Source organism: Hoeflea sp. 108, from assembly GCF_000372965.1.
In the GTDB taxonomy this organism is placed as follows: domain Bacteria; phylum Pseudomonadota; class Alphaproteobacteria; order Rhizobiales; family Rhizobiaceae; genus Aminobacter.
This window is the reverse complement of record NZ_KB890024.1, coordinates 4803583-4818901: the sequence shown is the minus strand read 5'-3', so window position 1 is coordinate 4818901 and position 15319 is coordinate 4803583. Positions and strand designations below refer to the sequence as shown.

Below are 15319 nucleotides of genomic sequence, written 5' to 3'. Positions count from 1 at the left end.
TCGGGCGTCAGACGGGCAGAGAGAGCAGCGGTCACGGTGCCTTGGCGAGCCCGGCCATGCGGCAGACTTCCCGCCATTCGTCAGGCGTGACCGGCTGGACGGACAGGCGCATCGAGGTGACCAGCGCCATCTTTTCCAGGGCCGGGTTGGCCTTGACGTCGGCTAAGGTGACCGGCTTCGGGATTTCGCTGTGGTAGCGGATGTCGACGCATTCCCAGCGCGGGTCTTCTGTTGTGGTGTCGTGATGGGCGAGCGCGCAGACCTCGGCGATGCCAACGACCTCCAGGCCTTCATTGGAATGGTAGAAAAAGCCGAGGTCGCCGATCTGCATGGCGCGCATGTTGTTGCGGGCGAGGTAGTTGCGCACGCCGTCCCACTGGGTGCCGTCTTTACCCTTGGCCTTCAGCATCTCGAAGGAGAATTTGAACGGCTCGGATTTGAACAGCCAGTATTTCTTCTCGCTCATATCGTCCCCTCGATGTGCCGATCAGGCGCTGGCCGGGTTGTTGAACACCCAGTTCCATGGGCGGATGTCGACACTGTCGAACAGGCCGGCCTTGGCGTAAGGATCGGTGTCGGCGATCGCCTTGGCCGCCGCTGCGTCAGCCGCCTCGATGACCACCAGGCTGCCGTCCGGCTTGCCGTCAGCGTCGAGGAAGGGGCCAGCGAACTTCAGCGTGCCCTTGGCGTTGAGGTCGTTGAGAAAGGCGACATGATCAGGGCGCGCGTCGAGGCGGACCTGGAGATGACCAGGCTTGTCCTTGCAGATCAGTGCGAAAAGCATCGTTGTCCCTCTATGGCTGAATTTCAGTCGGCTTCGGCACGCAGCGGGCGGGTCATCAGCCCGGCGACGGCCTCGTTGATGGTGATGGCATTGTCGAGCAGGGCAGCGACGGCCTCGATGATCGGCGCGTCAAGGCCTCGCTCGCGGGCGATGCGGGCGGCGATGTAGGCGGTAGCGACGCCCTCGGCGAGCGGACGGCCGGAAAGCTCCTCGCCTTTGCCGAGCGCCACGCCATAGGCGAAGTTGCGCGACTGCACCGACGAGCAGGTCAGCATCAGGTCGCCGAGGCCGGACAGGCCCATCAGCGTTTCGGGCCGGGCGCCGAAGGCAGCACCGATGCGGCGCAGTTCGACGAATCCACGGGTGACGAGCGCTGCCTGCGCCGAGGCGCCGAGGCCGGCACCTGTCACGGCGCCCGCGGCAATGGCAAAGACGTTCTTCAATGCGCCACCGATCTCGACGCCGATGAGGTCGTCGGAAGAATAGCACCGCAGGTTGGCGGCGGAAAAGCGCAGGGCGAGCGCCGAGGCGCGGGCCTCGTCCTCAGCTGCGACGACGACTGCCGTGGGCAGGCCGCGCGAGACGTCGGTGGCGAAGCTCGGGCCGGAAAGGGCGGCTACCGGGTTCTGCGGCAGGGTCTCGGCGGCAATGTCTGACAGAAGTCGGCCCGTGTCCCGTTCGATGCCCTTGGCGCACAACACAAGCGGGACATGAACGGCGACATGCGGCTTGGCCTCCGACAGCACGCTGCGCAGGGCCTGTGCCGGGGTGACGACCAGAACACAGTCGGCACCGGCGAGGGCGGTTCCCAGGTCGGTGGTGGCGACTATGCCTGTTTCGAAGCTGATGTTGGGCAGGTAGCGCGGGTTCTGGCCCTTGGCTATGGCCGCAACGCTGTCGGCATCGCGGGCCCATAGCGAGACGGCATGGCCGGCGCGCAGCATGGCGAGTGCCAGGGCCGTACCCCAGGCGCCGCCGCCAAGAACCGTGACCTTGTATGTGCTCATGCCTTGGCTCCTCGTCTGCCGGAGCCGACGACAGGGGCCGACACGCTGTCCAGCGGCCAGCGCGAGCGCGGCACGAAATCGAATGCGTCTTGCTCGACAAGATCGGCGCGCAGCCGCTCGATGCCAGCCCAGGCGATCATTGCGGCGTTGTCGGTGCACAGCGCCATGGGCGGTGCGATGAAGGCAAAGCCGTTCTTGGCGCAGAGTGTTTCAAGCCGGGTACGGATCTGCTTGTTGGCGGCGACGCCACCGGCAACCACGAGTGCCGGGGCAGCAACGCCGGGGAATTCGTCACGGAAGCGGGCCAACGCGCGCTTGACGCGGTCGCCGAGCGTGTCGGTTACGGCGGCCTGGAAGGAGGCACAGATGTCGGCGACGTCCTGGTCGCTGAGCGGCGCGACAGATGTCGCTGCCTGGCGCACAGCCGTCTTCAGCCCCGAGAAGGAGAAATCGGGCTGGGCCGAGCCCTTCATCGGGCGCGGAAAGACAAAGCGGCTGGCGTCGCCCGAGGCTGCCGCCATCTCGACATTGGGGCCGCCGGGATAGGGCAGGGCCAGCATCTTGGCGGTCTTGTCGAAAGCCTCGCCGAGCGCATCGTCGATGGTGGTGGCCCAGCGCTGGTAGTCGCCGACGCCGCGCACCAGCACGATCTGGGTGTGGCCGCCGGAAACGAGAAGCAAAAGATAGGGAAATTCGAGCCCGTCGGTCAGCCGCGCCGTCAGCGCATGGCCTTCGAGATGGTTGATGGCGATCAGCGGCTTGCCGGCTGCGGCAGCCACGGCCTTGGCGGTCATCAGACCGACGATCAGGCCGCCGACGAGGCCGGGGCCGGCAGTGGCGGCGACAGCGTCGATGTCAGCAAGCGAAACGCCGGAATCCTCGAGTGCTGCCTCGACGATGCCGTCGAGCGCCTCGACATGGGCGCGGGCCGCGATCTCGGGCACGACGCCGCCGAATGCCGCGTGTTCCTCGATCTGGCTGAGCACCGTGCTCGACAGGATCACCGGCGCCTTGCCCGGTTCGAGCGCAACGACGCTGGCCGCGGTTTCGTCGCAGCTTGTCTCGATGCCAAGAACACGGATCAATTGGTCGCTACCCTGCATGATTGCCCGGTGGTAATTTCCTAGATAGGAGGTACGGAACCGCCCCGCCAGCGCGGGGTTATCACGGACCGGGCGTCATGCAAACCAGAGCCTTGAAAATCGGAACCCGCGGCAGTCCGCTTGCCCTTGCGCAGGCGCAGGAGACGCGTGCGCGGCTGATGGCGGCGCATGGCTTGCCGGAAGAGGCGTTCGAGATCGTGGCGATTTCGACCAGCGGCGACCGCATCCAGGACCGCCCGCTGTCGCTGGCCGGCGGGAAGGGGCTGTTCACCAAGGAACTGGAAGAGGCGATCTATGCCGGTGAGGTCGATTTTGCCGTGCATTCGTCCAAGGACATGCCGACGCAGCTGCCCGACGGGCTCGAGCTTTCGGCTTTCCTGCCGCGCGAGGATGTGCGCGATGCCTTCATCGGCCGCGCAGCAAAGAAGATCATGGACCTGCCCGATGGTGCTGTCGTCGGCTCGTCGTCGCTGAGGCGCCAGGCACTGATCCGCCGCATGCGGCCGGACCTTGAGGTGGTGATGTTCCGCGGCAACGTGCAGACCCGGCTGAGGAAGCTGGACGAGGGCGTTGCCGAGGGTACGATCCTTGCCCATGCCGGCCTGCGCCGGCTCGGGCTGGCCGACATCATCACCGACCTGATGCCGGTGGACCAGTTTCCGCCGGCGCCGGGGCAGGGCGCGATCTGCATCGAAAGCCGCATTGGCGACGCACGCGTGCGCGACATGCTCGATGCGATCGACCACAAGCCGACAGGGCAGGCGCTGGCCTGCGAGCGGGCGTTCCTCGCCGCACTCGACGGTTCCTGCCGCACGCCGATTGCCGGCTACGCCGAGATCGAGGGCGACAGGCTGTCCTTCTCCGGGCTGATCCTGACGCCCGACGGCACGCAATGGCATGAAGCGAAAGCCGAAGGGCGCGCTGCCGACGGTGCTGAGATCGGCCGCAAAGCCGGCGAAGAGGTCAGGGCACGCGCCGGAGAGCAGTTCTTCGAGGGGTGGAGCTAGATGGCACGCCGCGTACTGGTGACGAGGCCGGATCCCGGCGCCACCCGTACCGCGCGGCGCCTCGAAACGCTCGGCTTCGAGCCGGTGCTTCTGCCGCTTTCCGAAACGCGTCCCGTGCCTGTGGCGCGTGATATCGTTCCGATCAATGCAACTGCGGTTGCCGTTACCAGTTCCAACGCGCTGCGCCATGCGCCCAGCGGCCTGGTCGAGCGTCTCAGCCACCTGACCTGCCATGCGGTGGGCGCCAAGACCGCTGACAGCGCCCGCCAGGCCGGCTTCACCTCGGTCAGGGAAGGCCCAGGTGATGCGGCAGCGCTTGCCGACCAGGTGGCACGCCAGCTCGGCAAGGCGACGCTGGCCTATCTCTGCGGCCGGGTGCGGATGCCGGAATTCGAACGTCGCCTCGAAGTGGGTGGCGTGCGGGTGATATCGATCGAAACCTATGACACCGTGGCGCTGACGCCCGACCCGGGGCTTGTCCGCCACAGGCTGGGCGGGCAGCCGGTCGATGCAGTGCTCGTCTATTCGGCGCGGGCAGCGGCAGCCTATGGCGAATTGCTTGCGGCCCATGTCGAGGCCGACATGCTGATGCGCCGGGCGCGCTGCCTGTGCCTGTCGGGGCGGATCGCTGCGGCCATGGGCGAGGGGCTCAACATCGAAGTGGCGCTCGATCCCAACGAAGACGCGCTGCTGGCACTTCTCGGCGATCCCGATTGACTGTGCCTTATGCTGGCCTTTTTTCGAAGGCCGGTGGATGTTACTGATTTTTATCTTCGACCCCGCAATGGTCGCGGGACTGTGCCAACGAAAATCGCGGAGCCCCAAGCATGGTCAAGACGCCGAAGACGCGCCATTCGAAATCGCACCGCGAGCCGGTGACAATCGAGCTCGAGCCGGGCGCCGTCTCGCGCGTCGAAGAGGCCAATGCTTCTGCTGACAGCGGCGCAGAAAACGTTGCCGCCACTGTTGGCGACGAGGCCGTGACCGAAGCCCCGACTGAGGCCGCTGCATCTGAGGCGAAAGCCGAGGCCGCCCCTGTCTACGACTACAGTTTCGAAAACACTAAGCCGGCGAATGAGCCGAAAGCCGAGGCCAAGGCTTCCGCCCCATCGAGCGCTGCCGGCAACGGTTCCAGGGCATCGAGCTCCGCGCCGAAAAACGCGCCGGCGCGCCAGCCGACATCGGGCCTGCTGCCCGGCCTGGCCGGAGGTCTTGCCGCATTGGTGATTGCCGGCGGGCTGCAATATGCCGGTATTCTGGGCGCGCCGTCGTCGGGCGCCGACGACAACGGGCAAACGCAGGCCGAAATCGCATCGCTGAGATCGCAGATCGCCGACCTCGCCGCGGCGCGCAATGGCGGCGACGACGCGGGGCGGATGGAGGGCCTGTCGAGCGAGATCGCCCAGATGAAATCGGAGGTCGAGGCACTCAAGTCCGCCGGCAGCAAGGCTGGAGCACCCGAAGCGCTTGCCGGTCTCGACCAGCGCATCAAGGATGTCGAGGCGGCGGTGACGTCGCTTGGGCAGGGTGGTGGCGCCGCAGGCGAGATCGCGGCGCTGAACGACAAGGTCGGCGCGCTCGATACGGCATTGAAAGCCGCCGGCGAGACGGCAACCGCCGATGACGGCAAGATCGCCTCGCTGGAGCAATCGGTGTCGCAGCTGACGTCAAAAGTCGATGCGCAGGCGTCGCAGCCGAAGATCGCGCTGGCGATCGCGGCTTCGGCGCTCAAGTCGGCTGTCGACAGGGGCGGCGCGTTCAAGGCGGAACTTGAGACCTTTGCGGCGATTTCGCCCGAGGCGCCGGAGCTTGCGACGCTGCGCGCCCATGCCGAAAAGGGCGTTGCGACGCGTGCCGACATCGTCGCCGAGACGGACGCTGCGGCCAATGCGATGATCGCGGCGGCCAAGCCCGTCAACCCCGATGCCGGCATCGTCGAGCGACTGGTGTCGAGCGCCGAATCGTTGGTCAAGGTTCGGCCGATCGGCGCCGTGGAAGGGCCAGGCGTGCCGGAAACGGTGGCACGCATGGAGTTCGCCGTGAGCCAGGGCGATCTCGCCAAGGCGCTCGCCGAATACGAGACCTTGCCGGAGCCGGCCAAGGCAGGGGGCGCTGAATTCGCCGCCAAGCTCCAGGCGCGGCTGGAGGTGGAGGCGCTTGTCGACCAGCTCGTCGCCGGCGCGATGAAGGCGTGAGGCGCACCAGATGATCCGCATCCTGTTCTATCTTGCCGTCGTCTTCCTGCTCGGGCTGGGCTTTGCCTGGCTCGCCGACCGTCCAGGCGAAATGGTGGTGACCTTCAGCGGCTATCAGTACCAGGTCAGCCTGATGGTGGCGGCGGTGACCGTAACTGCGATCGTGGCTGCGGTGATGCTGCTGTGGTGGCTGACCAAGTCGATCTGGAACAGCCCCTATGCGATCGCCCGGCATTTTCGCGCCCGCCGGCGTGACCGCGGCTACCAGGCGCTGTCGACCGGCATGATCGCCGCCGGCGCCGGTGACGCGGCACTTGCCCGCAAGAAGAACAAGGAAGCAGCCAAGCTGATCCGCTCCGACCAGGAGCCGCTGATCCATCTGCTCGAGGCGCAGGCGTCGCTGCTTGAAGGCGACCATGACGCGGCACGGCAGAAATTCGAGGCTATGCTCGACGACCCCGAGATGCGTCTGCTCGGCCTGCGCGGCCTTTATCTCGAGGCAGAGCGGCTGGGCGACCGTGCCGCAGCCCGCCATTATGCCGGACGCGCGGCAGGCCACGCACCGCAGCTGGCCTGGGCAGCGGATGCGACGCTCGAGGAAAAGGCCGAACGCGGCGATTGGGACGGCGCGCTGGCGCTGATCGAGGCGCAGAAGTCGTCGCGGCAGGTCGAGCGCCACATCGCCAACAACAAGCGCGCGGTGCTGTTGACCGCCAAGGCTATGTCGCTGGGCGACAGCGATGCCAATGCGACGCGCACGGCGGCACTGGAAGCCAACAGGCTGCGGCCCGAATTCGGACCGGCGGCGATGGTGGCGGCCAAGGCGCTGTACCGCCAGAACGACGTGCGCAAGGGCTCGAAGGTGCTTGAGGCCGCGTGGAAGGCCGAACCTCTGCCCGAGATCGCTGATCTTTATGTTCACGGTCGGGCGGGAGATGCGGTGCTCGACCGGTTGGCTCGGGCCAAAAAATTGCAGTCGCTGCGGCAGAACCATCCGGAATCGTCGCTCGCCGTGGCGCGCGCGGCGCTGGAAGCGCAGGACTACAAGCTGGCGCGTTCCGAGGCTGAAGCCGCCGCACGGATGCAGCCGCGTGAAGGCGCCTATCTATTGCTCGCCGACATCGAGGAGGCGGAGACCGGCAACCAGGGCAAGGTGCGGCAGTGGCTTGGCAAGGCGGTGCGTGCGCCGCGCGATCCGGCCTGGGTTGCCGATGGCGTCGTGTCCGAACGCTGGGCGCCGTTCTCGCCTGTGACCGGACGCCTCGACGCTTTCGAGTGGAAGGCGCCGGAAGAGCGGCTTGGCCACCTGATCGAGCAGGACGAGGAGCCGGCCGAGCGGGTGTCGATCCCCAGCATCCCGGCAGCCCAGCCGGCGGGCGACGACATTGTCGAGGTGGAGCCCGAAACGGAGAGCACACCGACGCCGCCGCAAGTGGCCAAGGCCGACGCCGCCGATGACGGTGCGGCGGACCTCAAGGCTGAGAAGGCAGGCGAGGGCGACGCAGAAGATCTCTCCGAGCCTATCCGCCTGCCCGACGATCCCGGCGTCGACCCCGATGAGGCGCGCGACAAGGGCCGCTTCCGGTTGTTTTGACGGCCGTCGCTGCCTAAATCCACGGCAACAAACAGGATTTGCCGATGTTCGAACGCATGATCTCCTTCCTCAAGGACCTGCCATCCGCAGGCGCCAGACACACCCGAGAAGACGATGTGCGTGTTGCCGCGGCGGCACTGCTCTACCATGTCATGGATGCCGACGGCGAGCGCCAGGACATCGAGTGGGAGCGGCTGAAGCAGTTGCTGGCGCAGGCCTACGGTCTTTCGGGGGCCGAACTCGAGCGCCTGGTGAAGGCCGGCGAGCAGGCCGACAACGAGGCTATCGACCTCTATGCCTTCACCAGCGTGCTGAAGCGCAATCTCGACGAACAGGCGCGCAAGGACTTCATCGGCATGATGTGGGAACTGGTCTATGCCGACGGCGACGTGCGCGAGATGGAGGACAACACCATCTGGCGGGTAGCGGAACTGATCGGCGTCGAAAGCCGCGACCGCATCGAGGCCAAGCGCAGGGTGGCGGGCAAGGCGGCTCATCCGGCCGCCAGCGACGACTAGGCCCGTCATGCCGGGGACAGCGCGGCCCAGGATACTGGTGGTTCTGCACCAGGAGCATTCGAGCGCAGGCCGCGTCGGCCATGTGCTGATCGAAAACGGCTTCGACCTCGATATCCGCCGGCCTCCGCTGGGTGATCCGCTTCCCGAAACACTCGATCGACATGCTGGTGCTGTTGTCTTCGGCGGGCCGATGAGCGCCAACGACCATGACGAGTTCGTGCGCCGCGAGACCGAATGGCTGGCAGTGCCGCTCAGGGAGAACCGGCCGTTTCTCGGCATTTGTCTCGGCGCGCAGATGCTGGTCAACCATCTCGGCGGCAAGGTCGAGGGTCATGGCGATGGGCTGGTGGAGATCGGCTGGTATCCGATCAAGGCGACCGAAGAGGGTCGCAAGCTGATGCATTGGCCCGAGATGGTCTACCAGTTCCATCGCGAGGGCTTTTCATTGCCGGGCGATGCCGTGCTGCTGGCGTCCTCGGACAGCTATCCAAACCAGGCGTTTCGTTATGGCGACAACGCCTGGGGCATCCAGTTCCACGCCGAGTTGACGCGGGTGATGATGCAGCGCTGGGTGGTGCGCGGCGCGGAGCGCTTCGTGCTGCCGGGGGCTCAGCCGGGCCGCGACCATCTTGGCGGACGGCTGATCTGGGACATGCATCTCAAGCGTTGGCTGGACGAATTCCTGCAGGTCGTTTTCAGCCGGCCGGCCAAGGCGCGCCGCTGATTCTTTTCCCTGCCGCACGCGTACGCGCTCTCCGCGAGTTACTTCTTGCCGTCGCGCGTTTCGATTTCCGTCTGTTGCGTGTCGATGGCTGATGTCTGGACCTTGGTGTTCTGGCCGGCGCCGATCATCCAGCGTCCGTTCTCCTTGACCAGCACATAAAGCGGCGCTCCTTCGAGGTCGCCTTCGATCGGCGTGCCGTCCTTGTGCACCGGGCGCTGGCGCACGTTCACGGCCGCCACGTTGGGGCTGAGCATGGTGATGTTGGCGATATCGTAGCGGGCATACTGGTCGCCGAGATCAGGGGTGAGCACCTTGCGGGTAAAGGCGGCGATCTCGTCCTTGCTGGAGAAGCGCCGGCCGAAGGCGGTGACCCAGACCGCATCGGACCGGAACAGCGCCAGGAAATCGTCGGCGGAGCGTTCGTTCTGGGCGCGCTCGACCAGCGCAATCAGCTTGCTGATCTCAGCGAGATCGGTGTCGTCGATCCTTATCATGTCATCCCCCAACAGGCGATTGACGCGCTTCCGGGCGCAACAATCGTGCGGGGCGAAGGCAGTGCAGGCCCCGCTTCTGTAGGTGAATGTATGAATGCCGGCGCCAATTGCAACGCCGGCTTACTGTCGGATGCCGGAAAACTCAGACGCGGCCGTCGAGCCGCCTGACCTTGCGCAGTTGCGGGAAGGCCCAGCACCAGATGCCGGCGACCGCGACAGCGCCGACGCCGCCGATAACCACCGCGGGCACCGTGCCGATCAGGGCGGCCATGGTGCCGGCGCGGAACTCGCCGAGCTCGTTGGAAGCGCCGACGAAGACACCGTTGACGGCATTGACGCGGCCACGGACACGGTCGGGCGTCCACAGCTGGATCAGCGTTTCCCTGATGTAGACGCTGACCATGTCGGTGGCGCCGAGCAGCGCAAGGGCCGTGATGGACACCCAAGGGATGGTCGAAATGCCGAAGACGGCGGTGCAGATGCCAAACAGGGCGACGAAGAACAGCATGACCATGCCGGCATGGTCGCGGATCGGATGGCCGGCCAGCCAGACGGCAACGACAATGGCGCCGACGGCCGGCGCGGCGCGCAGCAGGCCAAGGCCCCAGGGGCCGAGATCAAGGATGTCGCGGGCATAGACCGGCAGCAGGGCGACCGCGCCCGACAGAAGCACGGCGAACAGGTCGAGCGAGATGGCGCCGAGCACGATCTTTTCGCCCCAGATGTAGCGGAAGCCGGCAAACAGCGTTTCGACAGTCGGTTTGGCGCTTTCGCTGCGCTGAGCGGGCTTGGGGATCGAGAAGATCAGGATGGTCGAGGCCAGCATGACCACGGTCGCGGTGCCATAGGCAGCCTCGGCCGAGATGCCGTAGAGCAGGCCGCCGGCAACCGGGCCGACGATGGTGGCGGTCTGCCAGGCCGACGAATTCCAGGCGACTGCGTTGGCAAAGACCTCTGCTGGCACGAGATTGGCCACCAGCGATGCCGATGCAGGGCCGAAGAAGGCGCGGGCGATGCCGAACATGGCAAGCACCAGGAATATAGGAGCAGGGCTGGCGAGACCGTGCAGCGCGAGCATGAGCAGGGCCGCAGCGCAGCCTGCCTCGACAAGTGCGGCGAGGCCCATGACCAGGCGGCGGCCGAAACGGTCGGCGACAACGCCGGTGACAAGCACCAGCAGTAGCGCCGGAGCAAACTGGATGACGCCGACCATGCCGAGGTCGAACGGATTGCGCGTCAGATCGTAGATCTGCCAGCCAACGCCGACGGAGACAATCTGGGTCGAGAAGGTGGCAAGGAAGCGCGCGATCCAGAAGCGCGAGAAGGCGCTGTGGCGGAAGGCGGCGAAGCGCTCCTGCGGCGCTTGGGCAGGTTGGGAGGTCATCGATCCGGAAGCTGTTGCGACGCCGGCGATCGACCGGCGTCGGTGCCATAGCGCAGATTCAGGCACAGCGCGCGCCCAAATCGCCTTGGATCAATCAATTCCGTGCAGCGTCAGAGCCTGATGCCCGTCTTGACGAGCCCGCGGGTGATGGAGCCCGTGGTCGGCAGAAGCGGGATCAGGCAGGCTTGCAAAGCGTGGTAGATATCAGGCTTGCCATAGAACGGGCCGGCATTGGGCTTGAGGTCGTTGTCGAGCTGGGCGTGCCAGCCGCCGTTGCGGCGGTCGATGAAGCGGGTGGCGCAGAAGTTCCAGACACGGCGGTACCACTCCTCATATTCGGGAGCGCCGTCGATGGCGTTGAGCACGCTCGCCGCCCCTATGGCCTCGCAGCATGGCCACCAGTAGCGGTCGCGGATGCGGGCTGAGCCATCCCATTCGAGCGTGTAGTAGAAGCCTCCCCTGGCCGCGTCCCAGCCGTCCGATGTCGCCTGGGCGAACAGGTTCTTCGCCGCGTCGGGCAGCCAGCCGAGCTTGCGCCCACCAAGCTCCCAGAGCTGCAGCAGTAGCCGCGCCCACTCCAGCGAATGGCCCGGCGTGGTGCCGAAGGGACGGAACATCGGGTCACCGGAATAGTCGCGGTCGAGTTGCCAGTCCGAGGTGAAATGCTCGGGCAGGCGCCAGCCGGCGGTGGCCGCATGCTTTGATATGATGAGGTCGGCGATGCGCTCGGCCATGGCGAGGTAGTTGGCGTCGCCAGTGGCTTCGAAAGCGGCCATCAGCGCCTCGGTCAGGTGCATGTTGGAGTTCTGGCCGCGATATGTGTCGTAGGACTTCCAGTCGGCGGTGAATTCCTCCGCCACAGCGCCATGCGCCTGTTCCCAGAATTTCTCTGACAACACGGTCGAGATGTCGGTCAGCAGACGGTCGGCATCCGGGTGCCCGGCGACCTTGGCGCTGGAGGCGGCAAGCAGCACGAAGGCATGGCCATAGGCCTGCTTGGTGTCGTTGGACGGTCCTTCGTAGCCGACGCCCCAGAAATAGCCGCCATTGGCCTGGTCGCGATGACCGTTCCAGAGAAAGTCCATGCCGTGGTCGACAAGCGCATCAGCGCCGGGGCGGCCCATCAGATGGGCGATGGCGAAGCAATGGACCATGCGTGTCGTGACATGGATCTGGCGGCCGGCATGCTTGCCGGGCACGGCGCCTGCCGCAAAGGGACGGCCATGGTCGTCAAGCTCGTAGAACCCGCCGAGCGGATTGAGGCTTGCGCGCTCGAAGAAGGAAAACAGGGCTTCCGCCTGTTGCAGCAGCCACAGGCGGTGGGTCTGCAGCGTCGTCCACTTCGCCGCGCCGGGCTGAAATTGCAGTGAAGCCATGATCGTGTCCTTGCCTGATCCCCGGGCGCGCTTCATCGCAACGCGCCATATGCGACGTAAGCCGTTCCCGGCCCTCCGCTCAACTGGAAAACGCTGGGCGTGCGGATTTGGGTTTCGGTGGGCGCGCTTAACCTATCGCCTTGGTCATCACGCCGTCGCCGACCAACCGTTCTTTGAGCATCTCGATGAAGCCAAGCACGGGCCGGGACAACTGGGTGTCGCGCAGGGTGGCGATGCCGTAGTCGTTCCACAGCGGCGGCGAGAAGGGGCGCATGACGACGCGGTCGGATTTGAGCAGGTTGCCGATCAGCGCCGGGATGATCGAAACACCGATGCCTTCGGCGACCATCGCCACGCTCGATTCGACCGAATGTGTCTCGACACGGCAGCGCACCGTCCCCTGGGCGCGGCGCAGCCTTTCCTCGATGTCCTCGCGGCTTGACCGCAAGCGACCGAGCAGCACGAGGTCGGTTCGCGACAGATCGTCGGCACTGACGGCATCCTGCTCGGAGAGCGGGTGGCCAACGGGCAGGGCACAGAGCTGGCCGCTCGAAACCAGCGGCATGGTCTGCAGCCCGCGATCCTCCGTCGGCAGCCGGACGAAACCGAAGTCGACAGTGCGGCCCATGACAGCGCGCTCGATGGCGTCATAGGGTCCTGCCACGAGTTCTATGCTCACCTCGGTCTGCATGGCGAGGAAATCGCGGACCAACGCGGGCAGCAAGGTGGTCGTCAGCGAATGAGGAAAGCCCATCTTGATCAGCGTCTTGCCCGACCAGCCGGCGCTGAGTTCGTCGGTGCGGCGCTTAAGGCGGGCGAGCACGTCGGACAATTCGCCGACTTCCTGCAGCAGGGCGGCGGCCTCGGGCTTGGGGATCAGTCGGCCTTTTTCGCGGCGGAACAGCTCCAGCCCGATCTCCTCTTCGAGGCTGGTGAGCTGGCGGCTGATCGCCGATTGCGACAGGCTGAGCACGCCCGACGCGCCGATGGTCGAGCCGGTCTGCATGACCGCCCGGAAGACTTCGAGCTGACGCAGGTTCATCCGCCCGCCTCTGAAGCGGGCAGGCCGATCACCGCGCCAAACGCTGCTTTCGCATCGGGCAATGCACAAAACTCATAAGATTGCGCCTCTGTCGACGTCACTGCTAACTCGATCCTCAAATGGCAGCCGGCCGAACCGGCGCAGCGAGGAGAACACTCTTTTGCCACCCAAGCCAAGCCCTTGCGGGCGAGCCAGGCCGGACGGCCGCGCACGATGACCGTCTTCATCATCCGTCGGGTCGTACAAAGCCTGCTCGTGCTGTTGGCGACCTCGGTTCTTGTCTTCATCGGCATCTACGCCATCGGCAACCCGATTGACATCATGATCCCCGCCGATGCCAGCGCCGCCGAGCGCGACGCGGCGATCCAGGCGCTTGGCCTCGACCGACCGCTGATCGTGCAATACTGGTCCTTCCTGGTCGATGCGCTGCATGGCGATCTCGGCCGCTCCTTCGTCTTCAACCAGCCGGCTGTCGGCCTGATCTTTCAGCGCCTGCCCGCCACGCTGGAGTTGGCCTTCGTGGCTCTCGCCATTGCGCTCATCCTTGGCATCCCGCTTGGCCTGATCGCCGGCCTCAGGCCGAAGTCGGTCACCGACGAAACCATCATGACCGGCTCGATCCTTGGCTTCAGCCTGCCCAACTTCTGGCAGGGCATGATGCTGATCATGATCTTCTCGGTCTGGCTCGGTTGGCTGCCGTCGTCTGGACGCGGCGAGACCGGCGAAATCTTCGGCATCACCACGAGCCTCGCCAGCCTCGACGGCCTCAAGCACCTGATCCTGCCGGCAACGAACCTTGCGCTGTTCAAGCTTTCACTCGTGATCCGCCTGACGCGCACCGGCGTGCGCGAGACGATGCCGCTCGATTTCATCAAATTCGCCCGCGCCAAGGGCCTGTCTGAGCGCCGCATCATCTTTGTCCATGTGATGAAGAACATCATGATCCCTATCGTGACGGTGGTCGGCATGGAGTTTGGCTCGGTCATCGCCTTTGCGGTGGTGACGGAAACCATCTTTGCGTGGCCGGGCATCGGCAAGCTGCTGATCGATTCCATTACCGTTCTCGACCGGCCCGTGGTCGTGGCCTACCTGCTGGTGGTCGTGACGATGTTCATCCTCATCAATCTTGTCGTCGACATCGTCTATTCGATCCTCGATCCCCGGATACGTCTGGGAGACGGCCAATGATCACATCCGCTCTCAAGCTCAACGACAGCCAGGCATTCTGGGCGCGCTCGCTGCGCGGCATTCTGGAGAGTCCCAAGGCCACGGTCGGCCTGGTGGCCTGCCTGTTCCTTATTCTTGCGGCTGTCTTCGGCCCCTATCTGGTGCCGCAGAACCCCTACGATCTGACGGCAATCGACTTTTTCGACGCGCGGCTGCCGCCGATGTCGCAAAGCATGAACGGCACGCTCTACCTGCTCGGCACCGACGGCCAAGGCCGCGACATGCTGTCGGCCATGGTCTACGGTCTCAGGACGTCGATGGGCGTCGGCCTGTTCGCAGGCGTCGTAGCTCTTGCCGTCGGCACCGCGCTCGGCCTCGCCGCGGCCTACTTTGGCGGGCGCATCGACACGCTCATCATGCGACTGGTCGACTTGATGCTGGGCTTTCCCACCATCCTCGTCGCGCTGATGCTTTTGGCGTTGCTTGGGCAAGGCGTATGGAAAGTCGTGCTGGCGCTGGTCATCGTGCAGTGGGCGCAGTTTGCCCGTGCCGTGCGCGCCGCTGCCCTGGTCGAACGCGGCAAGGAATATGTCGAAGCGGCAGCCTCGCTCGGCCTTTCCAGGCCTCGCATCCTGTTCGGCCACATGCTGCCCAACTGCCTGCCGCCGATCATCGTCATCGGTACGCTGCAGATCGCCAACGCCATCTCGGCGGAGGCAACGCTGTCTTTCCTCGGCATCGGCCTGCCGATCACCGAGCCGTCGCTCGGCTTGCTGATCGCCAATGGCTACCAGACGCTGCTGTCGGGCCAGTACTGGATTTCGGTCTATCCGGGCCTTCTGCTGCTCTCGCTCGTCTTCAGCATCAACATCGTCGGCGACCGGCTGCGCGAAGTGCTCAACCCTCGTCTGTCGGAGCGCTGAG

The 15319-nt window shown here is 65.7% G+C and carries 17 protein-coding genes; 8 read left to right on the top strand and 9 right to left on the bottom strand.

Annotated features, from left to right (window positions below; translation table 11 throughout):
* Positions 1-31: 31 nt before the first annotated feature.
* From B015_RS0123910 to tsaD, 4 genes are read right to left on the bottom strand one after another with little or no spacing between them, the layout of a single operon-like run.
* A complete protein-coding gene (locus B015_RS0123910) occupies positions 32-466 on the bottom strand; it encodes an EVE domain-containing protein (protein WP_018430280.1) in 435 nt (144 codons plus the stop codon).
* A gap of 21 nt (positions 467-487) precedes the next feature.
* Positions 488-784 carry a YciI-like protein gene (locus B015_RS0123905; protein WP_018430279.1) on the bottom strand — a complete coding sequence of 99 codons (297 nt, stop codon included), beginning with the start codon at positions 782-784 and terminating at the stop codon, positions 488-490.
* A 23-nt stretch (positions 785-807) separates the two neighbouring features.
* Positions 808-1791, bottom strand: coding sequence for an NAD(P)H-dependent glycerol-3-phosphate dehydrogenase (locus B015_RS0123900; protein ID WP_018430278.1), 984 nt, complete (start codon positions 1789-1791; stop codon positions 808-810).
* The gene (gene tsaD / locus B015_RS0123895; RefSeq protein WP_198292914.1) at positions 1788-2873 is read right to left on the bottom strand and encodes a tRNA (adenosine(37)-N6)-threonylcarbamoyltransferase complex transferase subunit TsaD; all 1086 of its coding nucleotides are present in this window, start codon (positions 2871-2873) and stop codon (positions 1788-1790) included. Before tsaD ends, B015_RS0123900 begins: the two co-directional genes overlap by 4 nt.
* 98 nt (positions 2874-2971) lie before the next feature.
* On the opposite strand from tsaD, the gene hemC reads away from it, so the two are divergent.
* From hemC to B015_RS0123865, 6 genes are all read left to right on the top strand, one after another.
* Positions 2972-3901, top strand: coding sequence for a hydroxymethylbilane synthase (hemC, locus tag B015_RS0123890; protein WP_026227654.1), 930 nt, complete (start codon positions 2972-2974; stop codon positions 3899-3901).
* Positions 3902-4618: a uroporphyrinogen-III synthase gene (locus B015_RS0123885; protein ID WP_018430275.1), complete on the top strand. Its 717-nt coding sequence runs from the start codon at positions 3902-3904 to the stop codon at positions 4616-4618.
* 110 nt (positions 4619-4728) lie between these two features.
* Positions 4729-6096, top strand: coding sequence for a hypothetical protein (locus B015_RS0123880; RefSeq protein WP_018430274.1), 1368 nt, complete (start codon positions 4729-4731; stop codon positions 6094-6096).
* Positions 6097-6106: 10 nt separating this feature from the next.
* Positions 6107-7690 (top strand): heme biosynthesis protein HemY, encoded by a 1584-nt coding sequence (locus tag B015_RS0123875; RefSeq protein ID WP_018430273.1) that lies wholly within the window; start codon positions 6107-6109, stop codon positions 7688-7690.
* Between the two features lie 44 nt (positions 7691-7734).
* Positions 7735-8208 carry a TerB family tellurite resistance protein gene (locus B015_RS0123870; RefSeq protein ID WP_018430272.1) on the top strand — a complete coding sequence of 158 codons (474 nt, stop codon included), beginning with the start codon at positions 7735-7737 and terminating at the stop codon, positions 8206-8208.
* Between the two features lie 7 nt (positions 8209-8215).
* Entirely contained in the window at positions 8216-8932 is a 717-nt protein-coding gene (locus B015_RS0123865) for a glutamine amidotransferase (RefSeq protein ID WP_026227653.1), read from the top strand.
* A 38-nt stretch (positions 8933-8970) separates the two neighbouring features.
* Here B015_RS0123865 and B015_RS31515 read toward each other — a convergent pair whose 3' ends face one another.
* The 5 genes from B015_RS31515 to B015_RS33440 form a co-directional block, all read right to left on the bottom strand.
* Positions 8971-9426 carry an SgcJ/EcaC family oxidoreductase gene (locus tag B015_RS31515; RefSeq protein WP_018430270.1) on the bottom strand — a complete coding sequence of 152 codons (456 nt, stop codon included), beginning with the start codon at positions 9424-9426 and terminating at the stop codon, positions 8971-8973.
* Positions 9427-9568: 142 nt separating this feature from the next.
* Entirely contained in the window at positions 9569-10810 is a 1242-nt protein-coding gene (locus B015_RS0123855; protein ID WP_018430269.1) for an MFS transporter, read from the bottom strand.
* 110 nt (positions 10811-10920) lie between these two features.
* Complete coding sequence (locus tag B015_RS0123850; RefSeq protein WP_040457096.1) at positions 10921-12186, bottom strand: AGE family epimerase/isomerase; 1266 nt, start codon at positions 12184-12186, stop codon at positions 10921-10923.
* A 127-nt stretch (positions 12187-12313) separates the two neighbouring features.
* On the bottom strand, positions 12314-13228 hold the full coding sequence (locus B015_RS0123845; protein ID WP_018430267.1) for a LysR family transcriptional regulator: 915 nt from the start codon (positions 13226-13228) through the stop codon (positions 12314-12316).
* Positions 13225-13458 (bottom strand): hypothetical protein, encoded by a 234-nt coding sequence (locus B015_RS33440; RefSeq protein ID WP_157632821.1) that lies wholly within the window; start codon positions 13456-13458, stop codon positions 13225-13227. Before B015_RS33440 ends, B015_RS0123845 begins: the two co-directional genes overlap by 4 nt.
* On the opposite strand from B015_RS33440, the gene B015_RS0123840 reads away from it, so the two are divergent.
* A complete protein-coding gene (locus B015_RS0123840; protein ID WP_018430266.1) occupies positions 13442-14416 on the top strand; it encodes an ABC transporter permease in 975 nt (324 codons plus the stop codon). The two genes, B015_RS33440 and B015_RS0123840, sit on opposite strands and share 17 nt — an antisense overlap.
* Positions 14413-15318: an ABC transporter permease gene (locus B015_RS0123835; protein ID WP_018430265.1), complete on the top strand. Its 906-nt coding sequence runs from the start codon at positions 14413-14415 to the stop codon at positions 15316-15318. The genes B015_RS0123840 and B015_RS0123835 overlap by 4 nt, the downstream gene beginning before the upstream one ends.
* Position 15319: the final 1 nt, after the last annotated feature.

Bases quoted from the DNA above. Each gene is read 5' to 3' on its own strand.
- B015_RS0123910 (WP_018430280.1), bottom strand. From the start codon at position 466: ATGAGCGAGAAGAAATACTGGCTGTTCAAATCCGAGCCGTTCAAATTC.
- B015_RS0123905 (WP_018430279.1), bottom strand. From the start codon at position 784: ATGCTTTTCGCACTGATCTGCAAGGACAAGCCTGGTCATCTCCAGGTC.
- B015_RS0123900 (WP_018430278.1), bottom strand. From the start codon at position 1,791: ATGAGCACATACAAGGTCACGGTTCTTGGCGGCGGCGCCTGGGGTACG.
- hemC (WP_026227654.1), top strand. From the start codon at position 2,972: ATGCAAACCAGAGCCTTGAAAATCGGAACCCGCGGCAGTCCGCTTGCC.
- B015_RS0123885 (WP_018430275.1), top strand. From the start codon at position 3,902: ATGGCACGCCGCGTACTGGTGACGAGGCCGGATCCCGGCGCCACCCGT.
- B015_RS0123880 (WP_018430274.1), top strand. From the start codon at position 4,729: ATGGTCAAGACGCCGAAGACGCGCCATTCGAAATCGCACCGCGAGCCG.
- B015_RS0123875 (WP_018430273.1), top strand. From the start codon at position 6,107: ATGATCCGCATCCTGTTCTATCTTGCCGTCGTCTTCCTGCTCGGGCTG.
- B015_RS0123870 (WP_018430272.1), top strand. From the start codon at position 7,735: ATGTTCGAACGCATGATCTCCTTCCTCAAGGACCTGCCATCCGCAGGC.
- B015_RS0123865 (WP_026227653.1), top strand. From the start codon at position 8,216: ATGCCGGGGACAGCGCGGCCCAGGATACTGGTGGTTCTGCACCAGGAG.
- B015_RS31515 (WP_018430270.1), bottom strand. From the start codon at position 9,426: ATGATAAGGATCGACGACACCGATCTCGCTGAGATCAGCAAGCTGATT.
- B015_RS0123855 (WP_018430269.1), bottom strand. From the start codon at position 10,810: ATGACCTCCCAACCTGCCCAAGCGCCGCAGGAGCGCTTCGCCGCCTTC.
- B015_RS0123850 (WP_040457096.1), bottom strand. From the start codon at position 12,186: ATGGCTTCACTGCAATTTCAGCCCGGCGCGGCGAAGTGGACGACGCTG.
- B015_RS0123845 (WP_018430267.1), bottom strand. From the start codon at position 13,228: ATGAACCTGCGTCAGCTCGAAGTCTTCCGGGCGGTCATGCAGACCGGC.
- B015_RS0123840 (WP_018430266.1), top strand. From the start codon at position 13,442: ATGACCGTCTTCATCATCCGTCGGGTCGTACAAAGCCTGCTCGTGCTG.
- B015_RS33440 (WP_157632821.1), bottom strand. From the start codon at position 13,458: ATGATGAAGACGGTCATCGTGCGCGGCCGTCCGGCCTGGCTCGCCCGC.
- B015_RS0123835 (WP_018430265.1), top strand. From the start codon at position 14,413: ATGATCACATCCGCTCTCAAGCTCAACGACAGCCAGGCATTCTGGGCG.